At 61.3% G+C, this 15,911-nt stretch carries 13 protein-coding genes and 1 pseudogene; 6 read left to right on the top strand and 8 right to left on the bottom strand.

All coding sequences use genetic code 11. From position 1 onward, the window contains the following. Positions 1-10: 10 nt before the first annotated feature. The gene (pilB, locus tag LAD35_RS17130) at positions 11-1,747 is read right to left on the bottom strand and encodes a type IV-A pilus assembly ATPase PilB (RefSeq protein WP_224150171.1); all 1,737 of its coding nucleotides are present in this window, start codon (positions 1,745-1,747) and stop codon (positions 11-13) included. Positions 1,748-1,908: 161 nt separating this feature from the next. Then, positions 1,909-2,838: a polyprenyl synthetase family protein gene (locus LAD35_RS17125; RefSeq protein WP_224152754.1), complete on the bottom strand. Its 930-nt coding sequence runs from the start codon at positions 2,836-2,838 to the stop codon at positions 1,909-1,911. 268 nt (positions 2,839-3,106) lie between these two features. On the opposite strand from LAD35_RS17125, the gene rplU reads away from it, so the two are divergent. The 4 genes from rplU (at position 3,107) to proB (ending at position 6,243) form a co-directional block, all read left to right on the top strand. Then, positions 3,107-3,418, top strand: a complete 312-nt coding sequence (rplU, locus tag LAD35_RS17120; RefSeq protein ID WP_184707123.1) for a 50S ribosomal protein L21 — start codon at positions 3,107-3,109, stop codon at positions 3,416-3,418. Positions 3,419-3,447: 29 nt separating this feature from the next. Further along, complete coding sequence (gene rpmA, locus LAD35_RS17115) at positions 3,448-3,708, top strand: 50S ribosomal protein L27 (RefSeq protein WP_184707125.1); 261 nt, start codon at positions 3,448-3,450, stop codon at positions 3,706-3,708. 192 nt (positions 3,709-3,900) lie between these two features. Beyond that, positions 3,901-5,016: an Obg family GTPase CgtA gene (cgtA, locus tag LAD35_RS17110; protein WP_224150170.1), complete on the top strand. Its 1,116-nt coding sequence runs from the start codon at positions 3,901-3,903 to the stop codon at positions 5,014-5,016. Positions 5,017-5,103: 87 nt separating this feature from the next. Beyond that, on the top strand, positions 5,104-6,243 hold the full coding sequence (proB, locus tag LAD35_RS17105) for a glutamate 5-kinase (RefSeq protein WP_224150169.1): 1,140 nt from the start codon (positions 5,104-5,106) through the stop codon (positions 6,241-6,243). A 301-nt stretch (positions 6,244-6,544) separates the two neighbouring features. Here proB and LAD35_RS17100 read toward each other — a convergent pair. Next, positions 6,545-7,070 (bottom strand): annotated as a pseudogene (locus LAD35_RS17100) (RNA pyrophosphohydrolase); the annotation flags it as partial. Between the two features lie 92 nt (positions 7,071-7,162). Between LAD35_RS17100 and LAD35_RS17095 the strand changes: the two are divergent. Together LAD35_RS17095 and LAD35_RS17090 are read left to right on the top strand one after the other, a co-directional pair. After that, a complete protein-coding gene (locus tag LAD35_RS17095; RefSeq protein ID WP_224150167.1) occupies positions 7,163-8,908 on the top strand; it encodes a proline--tRNA ligase in 1,746 nt (581 codons plus the stop codon). Positions 8,909-8,949: 41 nt separating this feature from the next. Further along, positions 8,950-9,612, top strand: a complete 663-nt coding sequence (locus LAD35_RS17090; protein ID WP_224150166.1) for a lytic transglycosylase domain-containing protein — start codon at positions 8,950-8,952, stop codon at positions 9,610-9,612. 158 nt (positions 9,613-9,770) lie between these two features. Here the strand turns inward: LAD35_RS17090 and LAD35_RS17085 are convergent, their stop codons facing one another. The 5 genes from LAD35_RS17085 to prfA form a co-directional block, all read right to left on the bottom strand. Beyond that, complete coding sequence (locus tag LAD35_RS17085) at positions 9,771-11,108, bottom strand: hemolysin family protein (RefSeq protein ID WP_224150165.1); 1,338 nt, start codon at positions 11,106-11,108, stop codon at positions 9,771-9,773. Between the two features lie 332 nt (positions 11,109-11,440). Further along, complete coding sequence (grxD, locus tag LAD35_RS17080) at positions 11,441-11,761, bottom strand: Grx4 family monothiol glutaredoxin (RefSeq protein ID WP_224150164.1); 321 nt, start codon at positions 11,759-11,761, stop codon at positions 11,441-11,443. 94 nt (positions 11,762-11,855) lie between these two features. Beyond that, positions 11,856-12,713, bottom strand: a complete 858-nt coding sequence (prmC, locus tag LAD35_RS17075) for a peptide chain release factor N(5)-glutamine methyltransferase (RefSeq protein WP_224150163.1) — start codon at positions 12,711-12,713, stop codon at positions 11,856-11,858. Positions 12,714-12,743: 30 nt separating this feature from the next. Further along, positions 12,744-14,774 (bottom strand): PEP/pyruvate-binding domain-containing protein, encoded by a 2,031-nt coding sequence (locus LAD35_RS17070; protein WP_224150162.1) that lies wholly within the window; start codon positions 14,772-14,774, stop codon positions 12,744-12,746. Between the two features lie 20 nt (positions 14,775-14,794). Continuing rightward, entirely contained in the window at positions 14,795-15,880 is a 1,086-nt protein-coding gene (gene prfA, locus LAD35_RS17065; protein ID WP_224150161.1) for a peptide chain release factor 1, read from the bottom strand. Positions 15,881-15,911 lie beyond the last annotated feature (31 nt).

The following is a 15,911-nucleotide window of genomic DNA, read 5'->3' as shown; positions in this document are numbered from 1 at the left end:
CCTCATTGCTTTATTCGTTGGTGACGGCCAGAACCTCTTCCAGCGAGGTCAATCCCTTTTTGACTTTGTGAAGACCAGACTGGCGCAGGGAGCGTACGCCCTCCAGCTCGGCCTGTTCCGCGATTTCCAGTGCGCTGCCGTCGCGCAGGATGATGCGCTGAATCTCTTCGGAAACGGGCATCACCTGGTAGATACCGACCCGCCCCTTATAACCATTGTTGCAGGCATCGCATCCGACCGCCTCATAGGGCATCCAGGTTCCATCCAGATCTTCGTCGGCAAATCCGGCTTCCAGCAGATTCTCGTGCGGAATTTCCGTCGGGCGCTTGCAATTGGGGCACAGACGCCGCGCCAGGCGCTGAGCGGTGATCAGGATCACGCTGGACGCGATGTTGAACGGCGCAATACCCATGTTGCGCATACGAGTGAGCGTGGTGGGGGCGTCGTTGGTGTGCAGCGTTGAGAGCACCAAGTGACCTGTCTGTGCGGCCTTGATGGCGATATCGGCCGTTTCCAGATCACGGATTTCACCCACCATGATGATGTCAGGATCCTGCCGCAGAAACGCCTTGAGGGCCGTCGCGAAGGTCAGGCCCGCCTTTTCATTGACGTTGACCTGGTTGACGCCCGGAAGATTGATTTCCGAAGGGTCTTCTGCCGTGGCGATGTTGACTGCTGGCGTATTCAGGATATTGAGGCAGGTATAGAGCGACACGGTCTTGCCCGAGCCAGTCGGGCCCGTCACTAGGATCATGCCGTAGGGACGCTTGATCGCATCAAGCAGGCGCTCCTTCTCAACGGGCTCATAGCCAAGGGCGTCAATGCCCAGCTTGGCGCTGCTCGGGTCCAGAATACGGATCACGATCTTCTCGCCAAACAGGGTTGGCAAGGTGCTCACACGGAAGTCGATCACCCGGTCCGCACCGATCTTCAGCTTCATGCGGCCGTCCTGCGGCACTCGCTTTTCGGAGATGTCCAGGCGCGAAATGACCTTGATGCGGGAGGCGAGCTTGTCCTTGATGCCTGTCGGCGGCGATGCAATCTCGCGCAGTTCGCCGTCGATACGGTAGCGAATGCGGTAGTTGTGCTCGTAGGGCTCAAAATGCAGGTCGGATGCGCGCATATTGAATGCATCGATCAGCATCTTCTGCAGGAATTTGACGATGGGCGCATCCTCGACGTCCATCTCATCGTTGGCGCTCTTGTCGGTCGAGTCTGTATCGTCCGAAATCTCAAACTCATTGAGATTGACATCGCCAACCATGTCGTTGAGGTTGTCTCCTGTTTGCTTGGCGACCGATTCGAGCAGCTTGGTTACCTTGGCGTGCTCGGCAACCACCCAATCCACGCTGAGCTGCGTGCTGAACTTGATCTGCTCCGCCACGGAGTGGTCGGTGGGGTCTGCAGTGGCTACCACCAGGCGATTGCCGCGCTTGGCGAGTGCGACGATCTTGTTGGCGGATGCCAGTTTGGCATCCAGAAGCCCGCTGGGCAGCCGGTCTGCATCGACCGCGTCAAGATCAATCAGCGGGACGCTGTAGACGGCAGAAATGATGGTGGCGACATCAATGCCTGAAACAGCGCCGCTGGCAACCAGTTCTCCAATGAAGCTGTTTTTGCTCTTGATACTGCTGGCATACAAAGCCTCGGCCTTGGCCAACGGAAGCTTGCCGCTGGCGACCAAGGCACGGGCGATGCCCGGCAGTGCAATGGATGGTGCTGGAGAAATTGTGGTGTTGTCAGCCATGTAATCGGTTACGCCTATCGTAGATAGCCTCTCTGCGTATTCCGGAAACTGTAGCAGTTGTTCGGAGATTTAACAAAAAAAGCCCGGCTCTCCTTGCCTGTCTGCAGTGGATGTACGACAGTTTGCCTTCATTGACCAAGCCGTGGTGGCCTTGGTCGTTCTTACACCCGGCGTGTAAGCAGTTGCGAAGCCAGGCCGCGCAAGGCTTCGGTGAATGTGTTCTGGGGGAGATGCTCCAGGCAGTCGATGGCTTCCTGGGCCTGCTGGCCCGCTGCGGCGCGGGTGGCATCCAGCGCACCGGTGGCTTTGACCATCTGCACAATTTCAGCCATATGCGGGGTGGCGCCTGTTTCAATGGCACTCACAATCAATTGACGATCTGCCGCTGTTGCACGTTGCATGGCGATGATCAGGGGCAGGGTGACCTTGCCTTCGCGAAGGTCGTCGCCGATGTTCTTGCCCATCACTTCGGTGTCGCCGTCATAGTCCAGCGCATCATCGATCACCTGGAATGCGGTGCCCAGCGCGCGGCCGTAGCCAGCGCAGGCAGTCTCCACTGTTGCGTCCGAGCTCGCCAGTACGGCGGCAAGGCGTGCGCTGGCTTCGAAGAGCTTGGCGGTCTTGGAGCGGATGACGGTCAGATAGCCTGCTTCATCCAGATCCACATTGTGGGTGTTGATGAGCTGCTGCACTTCCCCTTCGGCGATGATGTTCGTCGCTTCCGAGAGAATCTGCATGACCTGCATGCTGTCGGCATCCACCATCATCTGGAAGGCGCGCGAATGCAGAAAGTCGCCAACCAGCACACTGGCTGCATTGCCAAAGCTCTCGTTGGCCGTCGGTTTGCCGCGTCGCATGGTTGATTCGTCAACCACATCGTCGTGCAGCAAGGTGGCGGTATGAATGAATTCCACCACAGCTGCGAGATTGAAGCGCTGCTCGCCCTTGTAGCCCAGCGCGCCGGCCACCATCAGCAGCAATGCAGGCCTCAGCCGTTTGCCGCCTGCCGAGATGATGTAGTGCGCGATCTCTCCAATCAGTGGAACCGAGGAGCTCAGCCGGTGGGCAATGACGGCGTCCACCTGACGCATGTCGTCGGCGACCAGGCTGAGAGGATGGGGCTGAGTGGTGGTGTTGGACTCGGACAAGGCGGCTATCTCGGTATTTTTATGGATGCAGCATTATAGAAACCGTGGCAGTAATCCTGGTGCACATGCCCCGGTGCCAGCCTTGGTGATGTGCTCTTTACATGCGCTAGAAGACTGGATGAGAGTACTGCTTGCAGCTTTTTGAGGAGCGTGATAGAATCTTCGGCTCTTGCGAAATTTCTTTGCAAGCTATCCCCTTTTAGAGGTTCATATGTACGCGGTCATAAAAACCGGCGGCAAGCAGTATCGCGTTGCTTCCGGCGAAAAAATCAAGGTAGAACAGATTGCTGCGGACGTAGGCCAAGAAATCGTGATCGATCAGGTCCTGGCAGTCGGCGACGGCGCAGAACTGAAGATCGGCACGCCCTTGGTGTCCGGTGCAACGGTTAAGGCTACGGTGGTAGCCCATGGTAAGCACGACAAGGTGCGCATTTTCAAGATGCGTCGTCGTAAGCACTATCAGAAGCGTCAAGGCCATCGCCAGCAGTTCACCGAACTGCAAATCGGTGCAATTGCTGCTTAATGTTGGCAGCTTAACAGGAGCTATATCTCATGGCACAGAAAAAAGGCGGCGGCTCTACGCGAAATGGACGTGATTCCAAGCCAAAAATGCTGGGTGTGAAGGCTTTCGGTGGTCAATTGATCAGCGCAGGTTCCATCATCGTTCGCCAGCGCGGCACCAAGTTCCATCCCGGCACCAATGTCGGCGTGGGCAAGGATCACACCTTGTTTGCTCTGGTCGATGGTCATGTGACCTTCGAAACCAAGGGCGCTCTGTCCAAGCACACGGTGAGCATCACCAAGGCTGCTTAAGACAAACAAGTGTCTCCTGGGCTTCGGCCCTGGTCAAAGCCCCGCACCGGCGGGGCTTTGGTGTTTTTGGGCCATGCCGCTGTTGCTGTGGATGCGACAATAGCGGTTTTGGCAGCGCTGCAGCCGGGCATCTCGGCAAGGTGCAGCAGACAAATCCCGTATTCCCGGTATCTGGGCGGGTGGATAACGACCATGAAATTCGTAGATGAAGCGTTTATTGACATTGCAGCTGGCGATGGTGGCAATGGCTGTGTGTCGTTCCGCCACGAAAAATACAAGGAATTCGGCGGTCCTGATGGGGGCGACGGCGGTCGTGGTGGCCACGTGTACGCACTGGCCGATGTCAACCTCAATACCCTGATCGACTACCGCTACTCGCGTCGCCATGATGCGGAGCGGGGCGAGCATGGCAAGGGATCGGACATGTTTGGTGCCGCCGGCAAGGACATCACCTTGCACATGCCGGTGGGCACCATCATTACCGACGCTGAAACCGGTGAGGTGCTTTTTGAACTGCTGAACCCTGGCGAGGTAATCACCATTGCCAAGGGCGGTGACGGCGGCTTTGGCAACCTGCGCTTCAAGAGCGCCATCAACCGTGCTCCGCGCCAGAAAACCCCTGGCTGGAAAGGTGAGCGCCGCAACCTGAAGCTGGAGCTGAAGGTGCTGGCAGACGTTGGGCTGCTGGGCATGCCCAATGCGGGCAAATCCACCTTCATCTCTGCGGTATCCAACGCCCGCCCCAAGATTGCCGACTATCCTTTCACCACCTTGCACCCCAATCTGGGCGTGGTGCGTGTAGGGCCTGAGAAGAGCTTTGTCGTGGCCGATATCCCTGGCCTGATCGAAGGCGCATCCGACGGTGCGGGCCTGGGCCACCAGTTTCTGCGCCACCTGCAGCGTACGCGTTTGCTGCTGCATATCGTCGATCTGGCGCCGTTCGACGAGGGTGTGGATCCCGTTGCGCAGGCCAAGGCGATCGTGGCAGAGTTGAAGAAATACGACGAAGAACTCTACAGCAAGCCGCGCTGGCTGGTGCTCAACAAGCTGGACATGATTCCGGTCGAGGAACGTGCCGCCAAGGTCAAGGATTTCGTCAAGCGCTACAAGTGGAAGGGTCCGGTGTACGAAATCTCGGCTCTGACGCGTGAGGGCTGTGAGCCGCTGATCAAGGAAATCTTCCAGTTCGTGCACAGCATGCAAAAGGCAGAGCAGGAGCCGCAAGAGGTGGATCCGCGCTTTGTGGCAGGTGCTGAGCTGGAGCAGCCCGATTACTCGGACGATCCGCGTTTTTCGTCGCCCGATTGAGCGGCGGCCGCTGCATCCATAGGTTACTCATTTATTGATAGCTGCTTGCGCTTGCCAGGCGGGCGCAAACGCCAGAAAAAGCAAAAAATGGCATCGAATGTTCTGCGCGACGCACGTCGCATCGTGGTCAAGGTCGGCTCCAGTCTGGTCACCAACGAAGGCAAAGGCCTGGATGAAGGCGCCATCACTGAATGGAGCCGCCAGCTTGCGGCCCTGGTGCATGGCGATGACGGCATCAAGCGCGAAGTCATCATGGTCTCCAGCGGGGCCGTTGCCGAGGGCATGAAGCGTCTGGGCTGGCACCAGCGCCCCAAGGAGATTCATGAGCTGCAGGCCGCTGCTGCCGTCGGCCAGATGGGTCTCGTGCAGATGTACGAAACCAAGCTGCGCGAACAGAATCTGGGTAGCGCCCAGGTGCTGCTGACGCACGCCGATCTGGCAGACCGCGAGCGCTACCTGAACGCGCGTGTCACGCTCCTGACCTTGCTACAACTGGGCGTGGTGCCGGTGATCAATGAGAACGACACCGTGGTCAACGACGAAATCAAGTTTGGCGACAACGACACCCTGGGTGCGCTGGTGGCCAACCTGGTGGAAGCCGATGCACTGGTGATCCTGACAGACCAAAAGGGCCTCTACACCGCTGATCCACGCAAGAACCCCGATGCCCAGTTCGTGCACGAGGCGCAGGCGGGCGATCTGAAGCTGGAGGCGATGGCGGGCGGCGCCGGCTCCGGCATCGGCAAGGGTGGCATGCTGACCAAGATTCTGGCGGCCAAGCGGGCGGCGGGTTCGGGTGCATCGACCGTCATCGCCTGGGGGCGCGAGCAGAACGCGCTGCTGCGCCTGGTGGCGGGTGAGGCAATTGGCACCTTGCTGGTGGCCGATACCCACAAGAACCAAGCTCGCAAGCAATGGATGATGGACCACCTGCAGATGCATGGCTATGTGACGGTGGATGCTGGTGCTGCGCAAAAGCTGCGCAGCGAAGGCAAGAGCCTGCTGCCCATCGGCATGGTCAGCGTGCATGGCGAGTTCTCGCGCGGCGAAGTGATTGGCGTGCGCGACCCCGAAGGCATTGAGTTGGCGCGGGGCCTTGCCAACTATGGCAGTACCGAGGCGCGCCGCCTGTGCCGCAAGCCCTCTGGCGAATTCGAGCAACTGCTGGGCTATACCGGCGAGCCTGAAATGCTGCACCGTGACAACATGGTGCTGACCGGCCACTGAACCATGGATGAAATGGGCTTCCGGTGCTCGGTAGCAGGGCGCAGGCGGCTATCAAAACAAAAGCGCCCGGAGGGGCGCTTTTGTGTTTCAGCGGGATGCAGGCTGGGTCATGCCTTGCCGGAAGGCGGGTTGCTGCGGGTGGCGTTGGCCGGATCGGGGTCGAAGCTGGCGCCCGGGGGCAGCTCCATCTCCTGCATCATACGCAGCGGCGAGTGGTAGCTGACCGTGGTGGTGGTCACGGTCACCTGCAGCGTCTCAGTCACGGCCTGCGCGGGAAGCGCTGCCGGGTAATGCTCGCCATGCTCATGGTCGCGCTGGCGCGCATTGCTGCGCAAGTAGCGGTTGCGGGCGTCCTGGCGGGGTACATAGCGCGACAGCTCGGTCAGAGCCATCTCGTACACGCCGCGCTTGAACTCCACCACCACATCGAGTGGCACCCAGTAATCGTTCCAGCGCCAGGCATCGAACTCGGGATGGTTGGTGGCACGTAGATTCAGGTCCCAATCGTTGCCGGTTAACTGGAGCAAAAACCATATTTGCTTTTGTCCGCGATAATAGCCTCTTGCATCGCGTCGAATGAAGCGCTCGGGCACCTCGTATCGCAACCAGTCACGCGTTCTAGCCACAATACGGACATGCTCTGGTCGCAAGCCCACTTCTTCATGCAGCTCTCGAAACATCGCCTGCTCGGGGGTTTCTCCACGGTCGATACCGCCCTGCGGAAACTGCCAGCTGTGGGTGCGGATGCGCTTGCCCCAAAACACCTGATTGCGCTGGTTGAGCAGGATGATGCCGACGTTTGGCCTAAAGCCATCTCGGTCCAGCATAATCTAACCCCAATTTTTTAAACTGTGTCCATTATGCCTGCGCCTTGAAGCCATCTTCAAGCGGGCAACTACTAGGCTCATTGCTACAGACTATGAAAGCTTCGCAATTTCTCATCTCGACCTTGAAGGAAGCGCCTGCGGACGCTGAAATCGTCAGCCACCAGCTGATGACCCGCGCCGGCATGATCAAAAAGCTCGGTGCAGGCATCTACAACTACATGCCGATGGGGCTGCGTGTGATCCGCAAGGTCGAAGCCATCGTGCGCGAAGAGATGAACCGTGCAGGCGCCATCGAGGTATCGATGCCCGTGGTGCAACCGGCAGAGCTGTGGCAGGAAACCGGCCGTTTCGAGAAGATGGGCCCCGAGTTGCTGCGCATCCAGGACCGCCACGAGCGCGATTTTGTGATCCAGCCCACCAGCGAAGAGGTGGTGACCGATATCGCCCGCCAGGAGTTCAAGAGCTACAAGCAGCTGCCCAAGAACCTCTACCAGATCCAGACCAAGTTCCGCGACGAGCGTCGCCCCCGCTTTGGCCTGATGCGTGGCCGCGAGTTCATCATGAAGGACGCCTACTCCTTCGACAAGGACCGCGATGCCGCCCAGATCAGCTACCAGACCATGCGCGCCGCTTATAGGCGCATCTTCGACCGCTTCGGTCTGCAGTACCGTGCCGTGCGTGCCGACAGCGGCGCCATCGGAGGCGACTTGAGCGAAGAATTTCAGGTGATTGCCGCCACGGGTGAAGACGCCATCGTCTACTGCCCTGACAGCGACTACGCGGCCAACATCGAAAAGGCCGAGGCTCTGGCACCTGTGCAGGCGCGCCCCGCTGCCGCCCAGGCCATGGCCAAGACCGCCACGCCCGGCAAGAGCACCTGCGCTGATGTGGCAGAGCTTTTGAAGCTGCCCCTGCAGAACACCGTCAAATCGCTGGTGCTGGCGACCGACGAGCGCAACGAGGCGGGTGATATCGTCAAAACCCAGGTCTGGCTGCTGCTGTTGCGCGGCGACCATGACATGAACGAGATCAAGGTTGGCAAGGTGCCGGGCTTGGCGGATTTCCGCTTTGCGACGGTGGCCGAGATTGAAGACCATTTTGGCTGCCAGCCTGGTTACCTGGGCCCGGTCAATCTGAAGAAGCCCGTCAAGCTGGTGGTAGACCGCGATGTAGCCGTGATGGCCGACTGGGTCTGCGGAGCCAATGAGGCCGATTACCATTTGACAGGTGTTAACTTTGGCCGCGATCTGCCCGAGCCTGAGGTGGTGGCTGACCTGCGCAATGTGGTGGCTGGCGACAAATCGCCCGACGGCAAGGGCGAGCTACTGATCGAGCGCGGCATCGAGATCGGTCATGTGTTCTACCTCGGCACCAAGTACTCCAAGGCAATGAAGGCGACCTTCCTGGCCGAGAACGGCAAGCCTGCCGAATTCGAGATGGGCTGCTACGGCATTGGCGTCACACGCCTGCCAGCTGCCGCCATCGAACAGAATCATGACGAGCGCGGCATCATCTGGCCCGACGCGATTGCGCCGTTCACCGTGGTGGTCTGCCCCATCGGCATGGACCGCAGCGAAGCCGTGAAGACTGCGGCTGAAAAGCTACACGCAGACTTGTTGGCTGCGGGCGTGGATGTGATACTGGACGACCGTGGCGAGCGCCCTGGCGCCATGTTTGCCGACTGGGAGCTAATCGGCGTGCCCCACCGCGTGGTGCTGGGTGACCGCGGTTTGCAGGAAGGCATGGTGGAGTACCAACACCGCCGGGATACCGCCGCCACCAAGGTGGCCGTGGCTGACGTGCTGGGCTTTGTCACCAGCCGTATTCAAAAATCTTAAAAAAGCGCACAAGCGCAGAGTTGTTCTGAGGGATTGTCGAGATGACGGGTTCGTCCATTGTTTCATCCGCAGGTGTATCGCGCCGCGCGGCCATGGCGTCGCTGCTGGCGGGGCCGGGCGCGTGGCTGGCTGCACCACAGGCTGCGCATGCGGGCGGCCAGCTGGAAGAGCCCCTGATCGACTCCGTGCGCTCGGCTCTCAGTGCCGCCATCAACAGTGCAGCACCTCCCGAGCCGGTGTTCGTCTCGACCGAAGCCAAGATACGCTACCTGCGCTGGCTTGGCTCGATGAGCGACCGCTTGCGCCGCCGCAAGCCCGATTGGGAAGTGCGCCGCGATTTCCTGCAGACCGTGTGGTATGAGGCCAAGCGTGCGCGTCTTGACGAATCGCTGGTGCTCGGGCTCGTGCAGGTGGAAAGCGGTTTTCGCAAGTACGCCATGTCCAACGTGGGCGCACGCGGCTACATGCAGGTGATGCCTTTCTGGACGCGGGTGATCGGCGACGGCGATCCAGGCAAGCTGTTCCACATGCAGACCAACCTGCGTTTTGGCTGTGTCATCCTGCGCCACTACATCGACCGTGAAAACGGCGATCTGTTCATGGCCCTGGGCCGCTACAACGGCAGCCGAGGCAAGGATACCTATCCCAACCTCGTGTACGGCGCGCAGCGCCAATGGCTGTTTGAAAACAAAACGGAAGCCTGATCAATAATCTGGTTGCTCCTTGATTGATAGCTGCCTGCGTCCACTCAGTAAGTGCCAAAGCCTGAAAATACAAAAACCACCGTGAGGTGGTTTTTTGTTGCTTCCCCCATTCGGGGCCACATCGCGTGAATGCAGTCCTGGCGAGGTGGCTCAGTGCGTCAGGCGACCGGTGGCGTGGACGGCGGCACCGGCGTGTCGGGTACCTTGTTGGGATCGACCACGGTCACCAGCACCTGGTCGACGCGGTAGCTGTCCACGTCCATCACCTCGAACTGGTACTTGCCCCAGACAACCTTGTCCGTGCGGCGGGGGATGCGGCGCAGCATCACCATCAGGAAACCCGCCAGGGTCTCGTACTCTTCGGCATGCGGCAACTCGTTCAGCAGCAGGGCGCGTTCCACATCCTCGATGGGTGTGATGCCATCGATCAGCCATGATGTCTCGTCACGGCGCACGATCAGCTCTTCATCCGACGGGCCGACCAGGTCACCCATCACGGTGCTCATCACATCGTTCAGCGTGACAACGCCAACCACCAGGCTGTATTCGTTGACGATGATGGCGAAATCCTCGTGCGCCTGGCGGAACTGGGTGAGCACCTCGGCCAGCGTCAGCCGGTCGGGCACCACCAGCGCCTTGTGCACCAGCGCCTCGTCGGTCAGCTTGATGGGCTGGTTGTTCAGCACGCGCTGGAACAGATCCTTGGCATCGACATAGCCCACCACATGGTCGATGTCGCCCACGCATACCGGGTAGGTGGAAAACGGCTCTTCGGCGATGCGGGCGCGAATGATGTCGTCGCTGTCGTCCTGGTAGAAGAAGGCAATGCGATCGCGCTGCGTCATGGCTGAGCCCACGGTGCGCGAGTCAAGCTCGAACACATTGGCGATCACCTGCTGCTCTCCGATGGCGAGCAGGCCGGTCTTGGCGCCCACTTCGGTCAGCGCGAGGATGTCTTCGGAGGTGATGCGCTCGTCCCGCACCGTGGGCAGGCCCAGGAGCTGTGTGAGGCCTGTGGCCAGCCGGTTGAAAAGCCACACCAGCGGCTTGAACACTACCGTGAGCCACTGCATGGGCCGGCACACCAGCACGGCCAGGCGCTCGGGCTCAGTCATCGACAGGCGCTTGGGCAGCAGGTCGGCCAGCAGGATGAACAGAGAAGTCACCAGGGTGAACGAGGCGAGAAACCCAACGGTGGCGGCGCGCTCGGTACCCAGCCAAGGCTCGGTCCATGCTGCAAAGAAGGGGGTAAGCGCGCCTTCACCGACCACGCCGCCCAGAATGGCGACTGCGTTGACGCCGATCTGCGCCACGGTGAAATATTCGCCTGGCTGCTCTTGTGTGCGGATGACAAGGGCAGCCCGCGCATCGCCATCGTCCACCATTTGCCGCAACCGCAGGCGGCGCGAAGCAGCCAGCGAAATCTCCGCTGTGGAGAAAAAGGCGCTGAGGGCAATCAGCAAGGCAATGGTGAGGAGGCTCTGCGTCACATTCATAAGCAAAAACGGTTGGAGCAGTGCAGACCGGCTGCTCGCATCTATCGGCGAAAGCGTTGGCAGGGCGCGTGGGCACTGCCGATTCTTGAAATTTGTTCAATGGTCGCATGCCAGCCAAGCGGCTGGCAAGTGCTTTCGTGAGGGCGACGCTGCAGGCTTTGCAGCGCCAGATTGGCATGGTTGGGCTTGCCGCTCTTGAAGGGCGCAATGCCAAACCCCAGCCAGCTTACCGCATGCGCCTGCTCCCAGCGGCGACAAGGCCATTGCAAGAGCTGCGTGGCGCGCACAAAAAAGCCGCCTTGTAGGCGGCTTTTGTGAGGAATTAATCTGGATCAGGCCGCAGCCACCAGTTGCTGCAATTCACCCGATTCGTACATTTCCATCATGATGTCCGAGCCACCGATGAATTCGCCCTTCACGTACAGCTGGGGAATGGTGGGCCACTGGCTGTAGTTCTTGATGCCTTCGCGGATTTCGGGATCTTCCAGCACGTTCACGGTGGTGATGTTCCTGGCATCAACGCCGCTGGCCTTGAGGATCTGCACGGCGCGGCCGGAGAAGCCGCACTGTGGAAAGCTGGCTGTTCCCTTCATGAACAGCACGATGTCATTGCCCTTGACCAGTTGGTCGATGCGTTGTTGGGTATCGCTCATGGGTTGGCTCCGTCTTGGGAGAGTGGTTTCAGTGTTGTGTGAATTAGCGCTTAGGTAAGGGCAGACCGCCCCATATCAAGCCGGATGGAGACCATTATTTCACGGAAGTCCATTGTCCGCCGCTGGCGCGCTCGATGCCAGCAAGGTCCTTGCGGCTTTGTATCTGGGCAAAACCCCGTGCTGTGAGCAAGGCGCGAACATCGCCCGCCTGGTCCCAGCCATGCTCGATCAACAGCCACCCGCCGCTTCGCAGGTACTGTGGCGCGGTGTTCACGATGTGGCGGATATCGTCCAGGCCGTCGGCACCGCTCGTCAGGGCCTGGCGCGGCTCGTGGCGCAGCGCGGGCATGTGCGGGTCGTCATCGCGGATATAGGGCGGGTTGGTGACGATGGCATCAAAGTCGCCTTGCAGCGCCGACAGCCAGTGGCTGTGGGCAAAGTGGACGGGCAATTGCAGCCGCGCCGCATTGGCCCTGGCGACCGCAATCGCATCGAGGCTCGCATCCACCGCCCACACCTCGGCGGCGGGCCGCTCATGCTGCAGGGCCAGTGCAATGGCACCGCTGCCCGTGCCCAGATCGGCCAAGCGCAGCTGTGGGGGGGCTTCCCCGTTGTCGGGCAGTAGCTCCAGTGCCCAGTCCACCAGGGTTTCGGTGTCAGGGCGCGGGTCCAGCACACGGGCGTCCACCGCCAGATCCAGTCCGTAAAAGCCTTTGTGGCCGGTCAGGTAGGCGACGGGCTCGCCGTTTGCGCGGCGTTGCAGCAACTGCTGCCACTGGGCCGCCTGCTCGGCGGTCAAGGCATCGCCGTCATGGGTGATGAGCCAGGCTCGGCTGTGTGTGGGCTGGCCGCACAGGTGCAGCAGCAGCATCTGCGCATCGATGCGCGCGATGCCTTGGGCAGCTGCCTGGGCCAGCGCCTGCGCAACCGTCATGGGTGTGGATGCATTCATTTCTATGATTTTGATAGCAATCTGCGCTTTCTAGTTGCGCGCAGACTGCACAAAAGGCCTGGATTGCAGGATCAGGATACGGTCTCCGGCCACGGCCCATTCGATGTCCTGCGTGCGCGCGCCAAAGCGCGCTTCGATCGCCGCACCTGCATCTGCCAGGCGTTGCACCAGTGCATCCGTCAGCACCTGGCGCTGTGCCACTGCCACTTCCTGCACGCCACCACCGGGTGCAAGGCGCAGTTCGGTGTCTTCGGCAGATCGGCTGAGTACCTGCACGGCGCGGCTGCGGCGCGAGTACAGCACCTGCTCGGCCACGCGGCGGCCCTCCACCACGCGGATGCCGATGCCGCGCTTGGCAGCAATGAAAACGCTGTGTGGCGTGCCACCCAGTGGGTCGCGCGTCACCATCACGCCCGAGGCCTCAGAATCCACCGCCTTTTGCACCAGCACGGCCATGGCGACGGCGTCCTGCGCAATGCCTGCGGCGTGGCGCGCCTCCCAGGCCTCGAAATTGAAGACCGAGGCCCATACCTTGCGCACGGCGTCCAGCAGCGCGGCTTCGCCCTTCACGTTGGGCACGGTGGTGTAGAGGCCCGCTCCGCTAAAGCCGGGCAGATCTTCCGAACTGGATGAGCTGCGTACGAACACGCCTGCTGTCTGCAACTGGCTGGCCCAGCGTGCCTGCAGATGCTGGGTGAGGGTGGCGTCCAGCGGCATCTGCTCGATCTCGGTGCGCAGCGCTGCCAAAGCAGTGCGGCGCACGGCGGCGTCGCTGTCAAAGCCGGGCTGCTGCTGCATGCGCGCCATTTTTTCTGCCAGGCCAAAGCGTTGCATGGCACTGGTATAGCTGCCAAAGGGCACGCAAAAGCCGTCCGGCACACTGATGCCCGCTATGGCGGCATGTCGCACCTCGCCCAGATTGGCGGCCTTGGCACCGCATTGGCTGCGATTTTGCGCGCGCAGGGCAGCCAGCGGCTGCAGGGCGGTCGTTCGCGTGTCCTTGTGGATGCTGGCGCCCGCAACGCTGCGCTTGAGCGCCGATTTCTGGATGGCGTTCTCGCGCTCGTCGGCCGTTGCGGCACGCAGCTGGTAGTCCTTGGCGCCTACGGTCAACTGTACCCATTGGCCGTTGTGGGTCGCCAGCACGCGGCTGGCATCGCGCACATAGGCATTGGGCACCCCCCAGCCCCTGGCGAGCAGGTTGACGTGCGAGACCATGGTGGAGGGCTGCTCGGTCACCACGCCAGCGACGGGTGGCAGGGTGATGGGCACCTGGCGCAGCACGACGATGTCGCTGGGCAGCAGGTCGCGCGCCTGGTCGATATCGTCCACCAGGCGCAGGCGGCCTACGGCCTGGCCTGGGTTCAGCGGCAAGAAGCGTTGCTGTCCGATCAGGGCGCTTTGCGTGACCGGCGCGATGCCCGCGCCGGCAGCCACCTGTTCCTGCGCGCTGGAGTTGGCCTTGAAGCGCACGGGCGCAAAAAAGCTGCCTTGCAGCCGGGCTTCGGTCTCGCGCAGCAGGGTGGCGGTCAACTGATCGCCTTCCCAGAACTCGTACACAAAGCCATCGATCTGCGGCTGCCAGCTGAGCGTGCCCAGAATGAAGCGGCGGCCGGCGTCACGGTAGTTGCGGTTCAATGCCTCCTTGCCGCCCACGAGCAGGCCTTGCTCGCGCAGAAAGCGGTCATGCAACTGAAAACGGGGGGTGTTGATGAAATACAGGCGAGGTGCCGGCCGGGCCTGGCGATCGATCACAAAGATGACATGGGGCTGGGCCAGCGGCGTGCCTGTGTTGTAGACGCGGGCGAACTGGTCAAACTCCGCCTGGCTATGCAGCGCTGCCGCAAAAGGCTGGCTGCTGTGATTGCCCATGGCTTGCGAGGGCGTCGGCGTGCCTGCAGGCCGCGCCATCAGCTCCTGCGGCGCGGCGGTGCCAGCCGCGCGACCGTCTTCGTACATGGATGGCTTGCGCGCCAACTGGGCAGAGGTGCCACTGGCAGCCAGTGCCAATGCAACGCACAACGCCGAGCGTATGGCAATACCGGGGCGGTGGGTGAACATGGTGCGCCAGTCTTGCTGGTTTACTGGTTGACTTCCAGCTCGGCCAGCAGCTCGGCCTCGCGCTCCGATTGCAGGGCGTCCATCAACTCCTTCAGGTCGCCATCCATGATGAAACTCAGTTTGTACAGGGTCAGATTGATGCGGTGGTCGGTGCAGCGGCCTTGTGGAAAGTTGTAGGTGCGGATGCGGTCGCTGCGGTCGCCCGAGCCGATCAGGCCCTTGCGCATGGCCGCTTCCTTGGCGGCGCGCTCGCTGCGCTCCTTTTCCTGGATGCGCGCCTGCAGCACCTGCAGCGCCTTGGCCTTGTTGCTGTGCTGGCTGCGGCCGTCCTGGCATTCGGCAACGATGCCGGTGGGCAAGTGCACCACGCGCACGGCCGAATCGGTTTTGTTGATGTGCTGGCCGCCTGCGCCGCTGGCGCGGAAGGTATCAATGCGCAGGTCGGCCGGGTTCAGGGTGATGGCCTGCTGCTCGTCGGGCTCGGGCATCACGGCCACGGTGCAGGCGCTGGTGTGGATGCGGCCCTGCGTTTCGGTGGCGGGGACGCGCTGCACGCGGTGGCCGCCGCTTTCAAAACGCAGGGTGCCGTATACGTTGTCACCGCCGTCAATGCGCAGCACCACTTCCTTGTAGCCACCGAGTTCTGCCTCGTTGGCGCTCATGATCTCGACCTTCCAGCCCATGCGTTCGGCGTAGCGCGTGTACATGCGGGTGATGTCGCCGGCAAACAGCGCCGATTCGTCGCCGCCCGTGCCTGCCCGCACTTCGACGAAGGCGGGGCGGGCATCGTCCGGATCCTTGGGCAGCAGCATGCGCTGCAGCTGAGCCGCTAGTTGCTCCAACTCGGCCTCGCCGTTGGTGATCTCTTCCTGCGCCATGTCGGCCATGTCCGGGTCGGCCAGCATGTCGCGGGCACCTGCAATGTCCGATTCCACCTGCACAAAGCGTGCATAGCGTTCGGCCACGGCTGCCACATCGGTGTGCTCGCGCGAGAGCTTCATGAACTGCGGCATGTTGGCCATGATGTCTTCGCGCGAGAGCAGGAAATCCAGCTCCTTGAGGCGTTCGACATAGCGTTCCAGCTGTTGGCGGAGGAAGTCTTTCATGATGATTTTGGTGTCAAATAGCCCTGCAGCG

It is taken from the genome of Comamonas odontotermitis (assembly GCF_020080045.1).
Classification (GTDB): Bacteria; Pseudomonadota; Gammaproteobacteria; order Burkholderiales; family Burkholderiaceae_C; genus Comamonas; species Comamonas odontotermitis.
Note: the sequence above shows the minus strand (reverse complement) of the source record. Positions and strands in the feature narration are given on the sequence as shown.

Coding starts and splice junctions, on each gene's coding strand:
- pilB (WP_224150171.1), bottom strand. CDS start 1,747: ATGGCTGACAACACCACAATTTCTCCAGCACCATCCATTGCACTGCCG.
- LAD35_RS17125 (WP_224152754.1), bottom strand. CDS start 2,838: ATGCGTCAGGTGGACGCCGTCATTGCCCACCGGCTGAGCTCCTCGGTT.
- rplU (WP_184707123.1), top strand. CDS start 3,107: ATGTACGCGGTCATAAAAACCGGCGGCAAGCAGTATCGCGTTGCTTCC.
- rpmA (WP_184707125.1), top strand. CDS start 3,448: ATGGCACAGAAAAAAGGCGGCGGCTCTACGCGAAATGGACGTGATTCC.
- cgtA (WP_224150170.1), top strand. CDS start 3,901: ATGAAATTCGTAGATGAAGCGTTTATTGACATTGCAGCTGGCGATGGT.
- proB (WP_224150169.1), top strand. CDS start 5,104: ATGGCATCGAATGTTCTGCGCGACGCACGTCGCATCGTGGTCAAGGTC.
- LAD35_RS17095 (WP_224150167.1), top strand. CDS start 7,163: ATGAAAGCTTCGCAATTTCTCATCTCGACCTTGAAGGAAGCGCCTGCG.
- LAD35_RS17090 (WP_224150166.1), top strand. CDS start 8,950: ATGACGGGTTCGTCCATTGTTTCATCCGCAGGTGTATCGCGCCGCGCG.
- LAD35_RS17085 (WP_224150165.1), bottom strand. CDS start 11,108: ATGAATGTGACGCAGAGCCTCCTCACCATTGCCTTGCTGATTGCCCTC.
- grxD (WP_224150164.1), bottom strand. CDS start 11,761: ATGAGCGATACCCAACAACGCATCGACCAACTGGTCAAGGGCAATGAC.
- prmC (WP_224150163.1), bottom strand. CDS start 12,713: ATGAATGCATCCACACCCATGACGGTTGCGCAGGCGCTGGCCCAGGCA.
- LAD35_RS17070 (WP_224150162.1), bottom strand. CDS start 14,774: ATGTTCACCCACCGCCCCGGTATTGCCATACGCTCGGCGTTGTGCGTT.
- prfA (WP_224150161.1), bottom strand. CDS start 15,880: ATGAAAGACTTCCTCCGCCAACAGCTGGAACGCTATGTCGAACGCCTC.